Consider the following 12,389-nt stretch of genomic DNA (forward strand, 5'->3'; position numbering starts at 1 on the left):
TCCCCAGCTCTCTATGCATTTGAGAGGCGATTATACCAGGATTGCCTATCTGCCGATGGTATTTCCAGGGGTGTTATACCCAGGTTTTGAAGCATGGGTATCAGGCTCAACCAGGGGAGAAGGCATACTGCAGGCAAGGCCAATCTCATCGGCCCTGGGATAGGTATTCAGAATCTTCAAAAACTTCTTCTGGCTAAAGCTGCGCGGATCTCGGCGGGACCCCGAGCGGTCCACCGCTTTGTGGGTGGTAATTCTCTGATCCGGCACCCCTGTCTTGGCTACCAGCCACCCCAGGGACTGGTACTGAGCTTCTGTATACCCCCGATGCCCCCTCCCATTATGGATCCCATCGGGTGGTGTTTCCAGGGAAATATGGTAAGCAAAGTTATTGACCGAACCAGGAAACTTCGGATTCGTTTGGACAGACTCTAGGCCCTCAGGCCCCTGAAACACGGAATTGCCAGCTCCAAAGGCGCGCTTATTAGGGGGCACCATGTAAATAATCGTCCCATTCAGGGCAATCAGCGTATGATAGCTAACCTGATCGTCATCTCTGGGGTGGCGAGTTTGGAATAAACCAATGACTCCACTGGCTGAGCCAACGGTTTCATGGAGGACCACGATCGGATCATTGCCGACCTGTCTTCCCCGCACATCCTTGGTAAATCGCTCCCCATAGTTGGTCCGGTCCGCGTAGGCAATTCGTTGCCGAGGGGTATAGCCCAACTGCTTCTGCTCGGCCTGAGCCAGCAAAGAGTCCTGCAGCACAGCCTCAACATGGACCTCACCGGCTTGACCTGACTCACAGTTGGCCACCAGCATTTGATTGCTCTCAGCAAAACTGATCAGAGAGGGGTCCATAGATATAGCAGAGGTCTCTTCCGGGAGCAGGGCCATCCCAACCTGTTGCGCCCCTAGCAGATACACCAGCCCAATCATCACGACAAAGAGGACAGCAGCCCAAACTTTCCGATTCATCAGGATCTCAGCCTAAGTACAGGGAGTTCTCCCAGCAAAATACCGGGCATAGCCAGCAAAAAGTAATAGTTCATTGTAAAGGGAGACCGATCGTTCCTGGGGGCAGGTTCCTGAAAAATTAATTTCCAGCCAGCATGACCGACGATGGGTTCAAAAGATGTGCAACATTTGGGCAGATTGAATCAGCTCTGGAACAGCGGTTTCGCTCCAGAAACCCTCAGCTCGCCGTCCTGTCAGCAGAAGTAGCCGCAAATTGTAAGCCTGGGGATACCCTTCGGCTCCTAACCACAGCAGTTCACTTTCCACCTCACAGGCGATCTTCTCCTGATCCATGAGTTCACTGGCCATCTGGCTCAGGGTTTCGGCTAGCTGACTCACCAGACGCCGAAAGTCCTCCAGTTCCGCCTCGGTGAGCTCGAGCGCCCAATCCTCTCCCCCGACCAGCCCCTTGAAGACTGCAGCAGTCCCATCCCATCCCAGTCGCCAACCTGTCCCGCTTTTAACAACCCGTTCCATGCTCTGCTGGGCGCTTCACTTCAACAGGTCTGCACTGCCCCGACCAGGATTCACTGGAGCAGGGCTGGGACTGGGAGTAGGTTTAGGGGATGCTGGAGCCTTCCCTCCAGTAGCTGCGCCCGGGTTAAATAGCTCCACCAGTACCTGTACCAGGGCATCCCGCTGGGCTCGATTGAGTTTCTGAACCGCAGCCCGATCGCCATCCACGGGATTAGACTGCAGCGCATCCCGGCCAGGGTAGCTGGCATCCTCAATGAACTCATTGACTCCCAGGTAATCAGCCAGGGTCAACTTCCAATCCAGTCGAAAAAAAGGAGGCCGCCCTTTGACATAGATGTGATAGCGAATCATACGGCTGGCCAGGGTGTTGTTCAAACTTGGCTGCCCTGTTTCTTTGCTCAGATACTGATTCTCCTTAGGAAAATCAGGCAATTTTTGATAAACCTGTTTCCATGCATCCCCAACTGAGGGAATCTGGGCCTGAGCTGCAGGCATGAGGTTGAAATCCACAGCCTGCAGTCTGGGTAACATCCAGGAAGGGATAAAAAAGTTTAAGGAACCACTCAGACTCAAGGCCGCCAAGAAGGTGACGCTGGCCAATGCGACAGGGTAAAACAGCCGCTTCATCCAGGGCGACAAGAAGTTCCAGGGTTCCCTCTGCATGATGTCTTACTCGCCGATGATTTCTGGTTGGGTGAGCTCGTCAGACATCTCGATAATGGCTCTTAGCACAGGTTTCATCTTCGGGTCATCATTATCAAACTCTTCGAACCGGCGTCGCTTAGCCCGATTGGCAACCTGCACCGTGATCCGATAGCGGTTAGAAGCCGCGCTGACCAGATCTTCGGCTCGCCGCATCAATTGAGCACTGTCGATCGTGTGACGTTTCTGCATGTGAGTTTGTTGTCTGTTTTTCATGCCCAGTCTAACAAATGATCCAAATTTCCCTAGATATCTGAGTATAACGTTACCTGGGTCGATCGAGGTCTCTATCTGCACGAGATTTGCACGGGGATGAACTGTGCTTGCAGGCAACCACCAGGCAGACACACCAGGGCAATGCTTTGGATTCGGGATCAATTTGATATTGATATAACCTGGAAGGAAGACTGTTAAACCTGCTCCCATCAGAATTTTCTTTGAACTCCCATGAGCCCAACTATTCTGACTATCCTCTATTGGGTTGTGATCGTAACCATGCTGTTAGGCGTTGTGGGGGCTGTTGTGCCAGCCGTTCCTGGCCCCAGCCTGATTCTAGGGGCACTCCTGGTTTGGTGTTTGGCCACTGGCTTCCATGGTTTCGGTTGGCCCATGGTTTTGGTTGCCCTTGTTCTGATCCTGAGTGTCAGTGTGGAATTGCTGGCTGCTTACTGGGGAGCCAAACAGGTTGGAGCCAGTAACTGGAGCCAGGTAGGGGCAGTTGTGGGCATGATTGTAGGATTTCTGGGCCTGCTGCCCGCCCTTCCCTTTGGAGGGCCCCTGGTGGGCATTCTGATTGGTCCTTTTCTGGGGGCTCTGCTAGGGGAGTTTATCTACAGACGGGAACTGGGGCTGAAACCCCGTTTTATCCAGGCGTTGAAGGCCAGTATGGCCGTTGTCATCGGCTCCCTGATTGGGAATATTTTGGAGGGTATACTGGCACTGGCTGCTGTAATTATTTTTGTGGTCAGTACCTGGCCACCTGTTCCCCTATAGCGCTGAACCCAATAGGAGCACTGGTCAGACAAGATGAGTTCTTACAATCCCAAGGTTGAAGCCCAGTTTGATGAGTGCCCCTATCCCAATCTGCCTGCCGATCGATCCCTGACCGAAGACGATGTCGATTATGGCATGCTACTGGCCAACAGCATCACAACTGCTTATTACATGCGCGATCGACGGGTTGTGTTTCCCACCGATCACACTATTCTGGTCGCTGGATGTGGTTCCGCCTGGGAAATGCTTAAGGTAGCACTGATTAATCCAGGAGCCACGTTTGTTGGGATTGATATCTCTGCCGCTTCAATTCAGCTTGCGATCGAACGGTTTAAATTTCATGGCATTCCCGATACCCGATTTCAAACGCTGGCCATAGAGAACGTATCTGCCCTGGCCGAACAATTTGACTTCATGATCTGTAGCGATGTTCTCTACTATCTGGATGACCCGGCTGCTGGATTAGCCAGCCTGAAGTCTGCCCTGAAGCCCCAGGGGATTTTGCGCGTGAACCTGCACAGTCTCTATCAGCGGCAACTGATTCTCAATATGCAGAAAGCCATGGAGTTATGCGGCATTCTGAATGAACCTGCTTCCAAGGCTGTGCCGCTGCTCTGGGAGTTGATGGGAAGTCTGCGACCGGAGAGCCTGGTGAAGAATCACTGGGACAGCCAGACCAATACCCTGGAAGATATTCTGGTCAATTATCTGGCCCGGAATGACAAAGGCTTTACAGTGCCAGATCTGTTTGCCCTTTTGGAACAGACGGGCATGGAGTTCATCAATATGGTGGACTGGTATCGCTGGGATCTCAACAGTATCCTGCGTCAGCCCATTCCCTATGCCAACGCCTACCTTCAGACTTTGAACCTGCCTCAACGGTTGCATTTTACTGAACTCATCTACCCCAACCTGACCCGCCTGCTCGATTGCTGGTGTGGTCATCCCCAATACAAACCCGCCAAGGTCTTCCTGGATCAGGATTGGTGGTATGGCACCCTTTATGCCCACCCCCTCCTGTATCAGTCCTTCAATATCAGTTCAGTGGTCGATGATGCCCTGAAAAATTATGCCCCGTTGCAGGTCTGGAAATGGCCGACGGTGGAGGGGGGCGTCACGATCGATGCGGTGAACCTGCGCTGGCTGGCCCCAGTGTTCAGGGAGCCCACGCCTGTACAGGCACTGGTCACCAAAGCCCAGGAGGTGCTGGATATGCCCTCAGACCTGGCTTTTCTGCAGGTGATGACCGTTCTCAAAGGACTGGAACAGACTCTGGTCATGTTGCTGGAATCTCCTTTCCTGTAAGGGAGGGGCCTCACTGCATCCGATCGATCGTCCGATACTGAATGGCCTCTGCCACATGGGCCGTCTGTAATACCTCATCACCAGCCAGATCTGCGATCGTGCGGGCGACTTTCAAAATCCGGTCTGTGGCTCTGGCGGAGAGGTTCAGCTTGCGAATCGCCCCCTCCAGCACCTGGCGACTGGTATCGTCCAACCGACACCACTGCTTCAGATGGCGGATCTGCATCTCGGCATTGCACCCGATCGATAATCCTCCTTGTTTGAAACGAGCGGAGGCCCGATCTCGGGCGAGTTGAACTCTGACCCGCACGGCTTCCGAGTCTTCACTGAGGGCCTGATGGGTAATCTCCTCCGGTTTTAACCGATTCACTGCCACCTGCAAATCGATCCGGTCCATCAGGGGGCCAGAGAGTTTGGCCCAGTAATTCTCCCGCTGTCGAGGAGAGCAGGTACAATCCTGCAAGGTATCGCCAAAGTATCCACAGGGGCAGGGATTGGTGCTGGCGACCAAGGTGAACTGGGCCGGGAATGAGACGGATTGGCGAGCCCGTGAAATACTCACCTGGCCATCTTCCAGGGGCTGGCGCAGAAATTCCAGCACATCCCGCTTGAACTCGGTTAACTCGTCGAGGAAAAGGATGCCCCGATGGGCCAGGGAAATTTCTCCTGGCCTGGGGAAACTGCCGCCTCCCACTAGGGAAGGCCCGGAGGCGGAGTGATGGGGGCTGCGAAAGGGACGATCGCTGACCAGTGACCCCCGATGTTTCAGTAATCCGGCCACGGAATAGATCTGGGTTACTTCCAGAGCTTCTTGGAATTCGAGGGGTGGCAGAATGCCCGGTAAGCGGCGGGCCAGCATGGTTTTACCGCTGCCTGGCGGGCCGACAAAAATGAGGTTGTGCCCCCCTGCTGCAGCAATCTCCAGGGCTCGTCGGGCATGGGCCTGACCTTTGACATCTTTCAGATCTAACGCCAGGGCTGGCGATCGTCGGGGCAGGGATTCCCCTGGGGGAATCGCAATCTCCTGATAGCGCTGCGGGTCCCTCAAGAAGTCGGCCACCTCTGAGAGATGATTGAATCCATAAACGGATAGCCCCTGCACAACAGCAGCTTCTTGCAGGTTATCCACCGGGACAATCAGTCCTCGAAGGCCCAGACGGCGGGCAGCGGCAGCGATCGGGAGAACGCCTGCTACAGGCCTGAGACTGCCATCCAGGGAGACTTCCCCCAGCAGCAAATGATCCGCCAGCAACTCGGCACTGATTTGCTCAGAAGCAGCCAGAACTCCAACACTGACAGGCAGATCAAAACTGGGGCCTTCCTTCCGGAGATCGGCTGGGGTCAGGTTAATCACAATCCGTCGCATCGGAAAGACATAGCCGGAATTTCTCAGGGCTGCCCTCACCCGTTCCTTTGCTTCCTGAACCGCCATGTCTGGCAGGCCGACCACGGCAATTCCCGGTAGCCCTCCGGAGATATCCACCTCTACCCCAACCCGAATTGCTTCTATCCCGATCAGAGCAGCACTCCAAACTCTAGCCAGCATTCTGTTTACCTGTTCTTATCCTCCTAAAAATAGGGCAACCCCAGGGCAGCCAAGGTCGGCCAATCCACCGATAATGATTCAGTAAACTGCTGATTATGATCTGAGACTATGAGCAATCCTTCTGACACCATTTTCAGTAAAATTATTCGTCGGGAAATTCCAGCCGATATTGTCTATGAGGACAATCTGGCCCTGGCCTTCCGGGATATCCATCCCCAGGCTCCGGTGCATATTCTGGTTATCCCTAAGGAACCGATCGCCTGTCTTGCCGATGCTGAATCGCAAAATCATGCCCTGATGGGCCATTTGTTGCTGACTGTTAAGCGTGTTGCCGAGCAGGTAGGGTTACAGAATGGTTACAGAGTTGTGATTAATAATGGTCAAGATGGCGGACAGACGGTTAACCATCTCCACCTCCATATCCTTGGAGGGAGGGCTATGCAATGGCCTCCGGGGTAAATCAGCCTGTCATGGTAAACAAAAGTGAGAAATTTGTTTACAAAACTCAATGAACTTGTGTATAGTATTTACAAGGAAATGAAACATTTCCGATTCATACTCTAGTTCAACCAAGCAATCATTTATAACCATGACAACTGTTCTCCAACGCGCTGAGCGCGCCAATGTGTGGGAGCGCTTCTGTAGCTGGGTCACCAGCACTGAGAATCGCCTGTACGTAGGTTGGTTTGGGGTTCTGATGATCCCCACCCTGCTGACTGCAACCATCTGCTTCGTGATCGCCTTCATCGCTGCTCCTCCGGTGGACATCGATGGTATCCGTGAGCCTGTAGCTGGCTCTCTTCTGTATGGCAACAACATCATCTCTGGTGCGGTTGTGCCTTCCTCCAACGCAATTGGTCTGCACCTGTACCCAATCTGGGAAGCTGCTTCCCTCGATGAGTGGCTGTACAACGGTGGCCCTTACCAGTTGGTCATCCTGCACTTCTTGATCGGAGTATTCTGCTACATGGGCCGGGAATGGGAATTGTCCTACCGCTTAGGGATGCGTCCCTGGATTGCGGTGGCTTACTCGGCACCTGTGGCTGCAGCCAGTGCTGTGTTCCTGATCTACCCGATCGGTCAAGGTTCCTTCTCCGATGGGATGCCTCTGGGGATTTCCGGAACGTTCAACTTCATGTTGGTGTTCCAGGCTGAGCACAACATTCTGATGCATCCATTCCACATGCTGGGTGTTGCTGGTGTGTTCGGTGGTTCCCTGTTCTCTGCAATGCATGGTTCTCTGGTGACCTCTTCTCTGGTCCGYGAGACGACCGAGATTGAATCTCAGAACTATGGTTACAAGTTTGGGCAAGAAGAAGAGACCTACAACATTGTGGCGGCTCACGGTTACTTCGGTCGGCTGATTTTCCAATATGCCTCCTTCAACAACAGTCGTTCACTGCACTTCTTCCTGGGTGCATGGCCTGTGATTGGGATTTGGTGTACGGCGATGGGGATTAGCACGATGGCGTTCAACCTGAACGGGTTCAACTTCAACCAGTCGTTGATTGATTCTCAAGGTCGTGTGATCGGGACTTGGGCGGATGTGCTGAACCGGGCTAACCTGGGGATGGAAGTGATGCACGAGCGCAATGCTCACAACTTCCCTCTGGACTTGGCTGCGGGTGAGTCTGCTCCGGTTGCGGTTGCTGCTCCTGCCATCCATGGCTAAGGAATAAATCCAGTCTCTTCTAGAGTCTGTCAGTAAGGCCGCGAGTCATCGCGGCTTTACTATCTTTTGGAGCTGCAATGACTTGCAGCTCTATTCTTGTTGGTATGGCCTCTCGTCCTGAGAGAGAGGAGAAATGGGTGTTTAGGGGAATAGGCGCTTCTACGAGAGGCAACTCGATCGCCCATAGAATAAACTGATGACAGAACTCCCTCCGACTGCTGCTTTTGCGATGCTGATGAATGAATCCTCCCATCTAGCTGGAATGGCTGAGCAGGAGTTACCCGCTCTATTGGAGCCTTCTGCGATCGCGACGATTAACCGAACGATTCTGAAATTAGCGGATCAGCCAGGGCTGCATTCCTTCGAGGCAATACCCCAGATTGCAGAACCAGTGGTAGAGGCCATGCAGGGATTGGTCAGGATTGTGGAGCGGTTGCGATCGCCTGCCGGAGGCTGGCCCAGTCATCTGGAACTGACTCCGGAAAATCTGGCTCCCTATGTAACTGAGGAGCTGTATGAGCTGCTCCACTGTCTGGAGTCGGGCCTATTTTCGGAAACTCTCCCGGAGCAGATAACGGTGGCGCGATCGGTGGTAGGGCGTTACTGGTCGATGGAACAGATGATTCCCCGATTGCTCTGGTTGGTGGCTCGGAGCTCGTATAGCACCATGCTCTTGATGGGGGGCGTCAGGGCCAGATGCTACAGACCTGATGGGGAGTGGCAACCGGGAATGCTTCGACTGGCCAGCATTCTGGAAGTAGAGGCTCCGCGAATTCGCTGGCACCTTGACCTGGCTACAAATCAAGCTCCTCTGGTTGGATTACCAGCAGATACTTTGCTCCAGGCTGATGATGGGAATTTCTGTAAACAACCGACTCAGGCTGGTGTTTTACTGCAGCAGTTGACAGAGCAAATTCAATCGGCCACACCAGAAGCAAACATGTTTACAGACGGGGCAACTGCCGATTTACTGGAACCCGGAAAAACCTGGCAATCCGCTTGGGTCCGGCTGAGGGTGGCCCTGATTTTTATGGCTGATGTTGCAGTGTCGTCGATCGAAGCGGATGCGGATCAGGATCCAACGAACCAAACCCTATTTTTAGAGAGTGCCTTTGGTTTAGGAGCCTCAGTAGAGAACCTGGACACTCTTCCTGAGACGATCGGGGATCTGTTTGCCGATCAACCCTCGCCTTCCGCTCCTTCTGGCTCGGATGCCTGGCAGGAAACAACACCATCCCCTGATTCGCTCCCTGACACCATTACAGATTTGTTTCCCCAGGCAGACACTCTCCCTGAGGAGTTCAGCCCTGCCGGTCCTGCACCGTTAGATCCGGTGGCAAGGGTGGCCCCTCTGGAGGATGCCACTCCACAGGCAGCGATCGGAGCGGCGATCGTCCGTCTTGCCGATGGGACGATCGGGGAGCACACGCTCAAAACCGTGATCAGGCAAAAGCTGAAGGCTCTGGCTCCCCAACTGGCTGCCTTGCCGCCTGCTTCAGAGGTAGAGGACCTTCCCGATGGCGTCCAAAAGCTGACTCTACCCCTGGTCCAGGCAGCTTTTGAGGTGGCTTCAGCGTTACAGGATCCTGCAGACAGCTTGGAGCCCGATCTCTTACAGCCAGAAATTCTCATGGATGAATGGGTTCCTAAACTCCTCTGGTACCTGACAGGCAGTTCCTATGAAGTGATGCAGTTGATTGGGGGGGTTCGAGCCAGGGTGCTCCAGCCCGAGCAGGGTTGGGAAGCCGGGATTTTAAGATTGCTTGTCGTCCTTAAAATAGCAACGGCAGGCCAAGAGTGGAATCTAGACCTGGGGGCAGGATACTGGCTGACTGGGCAGACTGCCATCCTGGAGGCTGATGTTGTTGTCCAGTCCAATGAAAGTGACCTGTGTCAAGTACCCGAGCAGCTTGGGACGTTGCTGACTCAACTGACCCAGCAGATCCAGATGATAGCCCCTGTGATTAGAATTTTGATGGGGGGCGTTGCAGCGGATTTCCTGGAAGCTGGAGATTGGCAATCGGGGTCGATGCAACTGAGTCTCCAATTTTCCCTGTTGCCAAATGTGGGCTTTACCGGACAATGATTTACACCTATGCGTTCTTGAAGACGCCGGAACAGCCTCTGGAACTTCCAGAGGGCATCTCTGGGCCTGTTGCTCTGGTTTGTGCGGGGTTACTGTCCGCCTTAGTTGAGCCTAACCTTGTCTGGGATGCTTTACAAGAAACGGACGATCGTTTGCTGCAGGCTGTTCTGGCCCACGATCGAGTGCTCTGTGTCTTATTTCAACAAATGCCACTCCTGCCGCTGCGGTTTGGCACCCGATTTACTTCCCTGGAAGATCTGAAAAGCCATCTGGAAAGCTATCTGGATCTCTATCTGAAAAAACTCATGGAGGTGGCGAATAGGGCTGAATACACCTTGAAGCTGATTCCACCGCAACCCGTAGAAGAGCCGACGATCTCAGCAGCGGCCCAGGGAAGGGCCTACTTTCTGGCTAAGAAGCAGCGCATCCAATCTCAGGCAGAACGGCAACAACGGCAGATGGTGGAGTTGGAAGAAGTTCTGGAGGCGATCGTGGCTGCTTTTCCCAAGAGTAAGATTTCTGAGGTTCAGTCTGAACAGAAGACTCAGCAGGTTTATCTCCTCCTGACCCAGGAAGAATATGCTCAGATCGAGGCCTTTCTGCAAACCTGGCAGGAATTGGCCTCCCAATGGCAACTAGTTTTGGGAGAGCCATTGCCACCCTACCATTTTGTTTAAACCCCGTGGAGACGCTGCAGGCAACGTCTCCACAAGAATCTCCATAAGAAATGGAATGGGTTTTCCCCTACTATTTTGCTGGCGGATTATATCGTCTGAGCCAGCATGCGCCTGTGATAACCAGGGCAATCACCACGATCGCTTCAGTCCAGAAGAAAGAGAGGAAATCGCTCAGGGTCCCAACAGGGGGAACATTGGGCTGGGCATTCCGAATCGCGGGGAAGGCAAACAGGAGGGCTCCCATGAAACCAAGGGCTCCTGTTTCCGGCATTCTTCCCGATCTCAGAATGGTGATGGAAATCAACAGAATAATCAGGGAGAGCGCCCACATGATCACCATGACCACACTGGAGAAGAAGATCACGGGTAGCGATCGGGTAATTGTTACATCCAGTTCCAAATAGTCATCGGATTCCTTAGATTCTTTGGTTTCATTGAACGTGACGTTAAAACCGGCCAGATTTGGAGAAAACTCGTATTCCAGAGGAACAGCCTCCACGTCAGCCTCGTTGACAGCCGGAGGGGCAGCAGGTTTATCGGTAGCTCCACCCTTAGGGGCTTCGGGTTGAGGAGGCAGTTTATCGACATACAGCCCGATCGTGGTCTTGTACTCATCCAGGGGATAGGAGAAGGCATCTCCTTCGATCGTGATGTATTTGGTGACAGGAGACTCCGGGGGTTTCCCTTTTTTAATGTCAAACTGTTGCTTGGCAATACTCTCAATGTCTGTCAGTTGCAGATCTGCGGATGGAAAACCATTTTTCTGATCAATCAGGTCGCCCATTGGGAACAGGACCATCCGGGCATCAAGTTCGCCTTTAATGGGATCAAAGCCTAGCAGGGAAATTTCGATTTTGACATGATTAGGATCAACATCAGCAGCCTGCTCTGGGGCGGGAGACTGGGCCACAACAATGGGCATCTGACCATAGTGAAGACCGATTGTCAAGGCCCAGGTCAATAGGGTCACAAGTCCAAAGGCAGAAATTAACTTCTTAAATCGGATCAATCTGAGTCGCATGGATCTCTAAGGGGTAGGGCTTTCTACTACAAAATCTTGCCGTAGAGCCTACCATCAGGACTATTTCATTGGGAGTTAAGCTCAACAGAACTTATAGCCCTTAAAAAGATGAGCCGGGTTGGTTGAGAAACTCCAACTCCTCGGCGGTGCTGGTCCGGCCCAGAATGGCGTTACGGTGGGGAAAGCGCCCAAACCGTTCGATGATTTCCCGGTGCTTCAGGGTAGAACTCAAGGATGCTGCTGTTTCGGTATGTTCTTCCGCTAGCCGTTGGAAGTAGACAACGGCCAGATGCTGATACTCCAGATTTTCACTGTGTTCGAAGGGCAGGTAGACAAACCAGCGCTGAATCGGGAGTAGTTGCCGATCGTACCTCCGTTCGATCGCAGTCTGAGCCAAAGCCAGGGCTTTGGCATCCGTTGCGAAAGCCTGGGGAGTGCCTCGAAACATATTGCGGGGAAACTGATCCAGAAGAATCAACAGAGCCAGACAACTACGAGGTTCTGCCACCCAGTTGTCCAGATCCCCGGCAGCGGCCTGTTCGTAGAGGACCTGGAACTGGTCGCGAATCAGGCGATCGAACACTGGGTCTTTCCTGAACCAGACTTTTCGACCTTTGCCATAGTCTGCCTCTTGCGGATCGCCCAGCCAGAAGTTCAGGATTTCCTCTACAGCAGATATTGAAAATTCCTGAGATGAGCACATCATAAGTGTTGGGACAGTAGACAGCAGTTGGGATTCAAGAGATTTCTATGATTCTGCCGCTGAATTCTGGCTACCATGGCCCCCATTCCTGTAGAACGACTCTCCCCTATGCCATTCAAAGTTCTGCTTGAGCTACTGGCGAGAGTGGGAATTGCTTGATATGGGACAATTCTGAATTTGCGTCTAAAAT

The 12,389-nt window shown here is 53.1% G+C and carries 13 protein-coding genes; 6 read left to right on the top strand and 7 right to left on the bottom strand.

The annotated features are described in order from the left end of the window. Positions 1-45: 45 nt before the first annotated feature. The 4 genes from BST81_RS04565 to BST81_RS04580 form a co-directional block, all read right to left on the bottom strand. Positions 46-978: a peptidoglycan recognition family protein gene (locus BST81_RS04565; protein ID WP_075597368.1), complete on the bottom strand. Its 933-nt coding sequence runs from the start codon at positions 976-978 to the stop codon at positions 46-48. Positions 979-1,128: 150 nt separating this feature from the next. Then, positions 1,129-1,494 (bottom strand): DUF1818 family protein, encoded by a 366-nt coding sequence (locus tag BST81_RS04570; RefSeq protein WP_075597369.1) that lies wholly within the window; start codon positions 1,492-1,494, stop codon positions 1,129-1,131. A 15-nt stretch (positions 1,495-1,509) separates the two neighbouring features. After that, positions 1,510-2,157, bottom strand: a complete 648-nt coding sequence (locus BST81_RS04575; RefSeq protein WP_143780227.1) for a hypothetical protein — start codon at positions 2,155-2,157, stop codon at positions 1,510-1,512. 6 nt (positions 2,158-2,163) lie between these two features. Then, positions 2,164-2,388, bottom strand: coding sequence for a DNA-directed RNA polymerase subunit omega (locus BST81_RS04580; protein WP_075597371.1), 225 nt, complete (start codon positions 2,386-2,388; stop codon positions 2,164-2,166). 255 nt (positions 2,389-2,643) lie between these two features. On the opposite strand from BST81_RS04580, the gene BST81_RS04585 reads away from it, so the two are divergent. Together BST81_RS04585 and BST81_RS04590 are read left to right on the top strand one after the other, a co-directional pair. Further along, positions 2,644-3,189, top strand: coding sequence for a DUF456 domain-containing protein (locus tag BST81_RS04585; protein WP_075597372.1), 546 nt, complete (start codon positions 2,644-2,646; stop codon positions 3,187-3,189). 33 nt (positions 3,190-3,222) lie between these two features. Beyond that, entirely contained in the window at positions 3,223-4,494 is a 1,272-nt protein-coding gene (locus BST81_RS04590; protein WP_075597373.1) for a class I SAM-dependent methyltransferase, read from the top strand. 10 nt (positions 4,495-4,504) lie between these two features. Here BST81_RS04590 and BST81_RS04595 read toward each other — a convergent pair whose 3' ends face one another. Further along, positions 4,505-6,040, bottom strand: a complete 1,536-nt coding sequence (locus BST81_RS04595; RefSeq protein WP_075597374.1) for a YifB family Mg chelatase-like AAA ATPase — start codon at positions 6,038-6,040, stop codon at positions 4,505-4,507. Between the two features lie 108 nt (positions 6,041-6,148). On the opposite strand from BST81_RS04595, the gene BST81_RS04600 reads away from it, so the two are divergent. The 4 genes from BST81_RS04600 to BST81_RS04615 all read left to right on the top strand — a co-directional run bounded on the left by BST81_RS04600 (position 6,149) and on the right by BST81_RS04615 (position 10,475). Further along, entirely contained in the window at positions 6,149-6,499 is a 351-nt protein-coding gene (locus BST81_RS04600; RefSeq protein ID WP_075597375.1) for a histidine triad nucleotide-binding protein, read from the top strand. A 130-nt stretch (positions 6,500-6,629) separates the two neighbouring features. Then, positions 6,630-7,712, top strand: a complete 1,083-nt coding sequence (gene psbA / locus BST81_RS04605) for a photosystem II q(b) protein (protein WP_075597376.1) — start codon at positions 6,630-6,632, stop codon at positions 7,710-7,712. Positions 7,713-7,908: 196 nt separating this feature from the next. After that, entirely contained in the window at positions 7,909-9,798 is a 1,890-nt protein-coding gene (locus tag BST81_RS04610) for a hypothetical protein (protein ID WP_075597377.1), read from the top strand. Then, positions 9,795-10,475 carry a GvpL/GvpF family gas vesicle protein gene (locus BST81_RS04615; RefSeq protein ID WP_075597378.1) on the top strand — a complete coding sequence of 227 codons (681 nt, stop codon included), beginning with the start codon at positions 9,795-9,797 and terminating at the stop codon, positions 10,473-10,475. Before BST81_RS04610 ends, BST81_RS04615 begins: the two co-directional genes overlap by 4 nt. A 70-nt stretch (positions 10,476-10,545) precedes the next feature. Here BST81_RS04615 and BST81_RS04620 read toward each other — a convergent pair whose 3' ends face one another. Together BST81_RS04620 and BST81_RS04625 are read right to left on the bottom strand one after the other, a co-directional pair. Next, a complete protein-coding gene (locus BST81_RS04620; protein WP_075597379.1) occupies positions 10,546-11,496 on the bottom strand; it encodes a DUF4436 family protein in 951 nt (316 codons plus the stop codon). Between the two features lie 100 nt (positions 11,497-11,596). Next, entirely contained in the window at positions 11,597-12,202 is a 606-nt protein-coding gene (locus BST81_RS04625) for a DUF924 family protein (protein WP_253188082.1), read from the bottom strand. Between the last annotated feature and the right edge of the window lie 187 nt (positions 12,203-12,389).

Origin of the sequence: Leptolyngbya sp. 'hensonii' (genome assembly GCF_001939115.1) — a bacterium.
Classification (GTDB): domain Bacteria; phylum Cyanobacteriota; class Cyanobacteriia.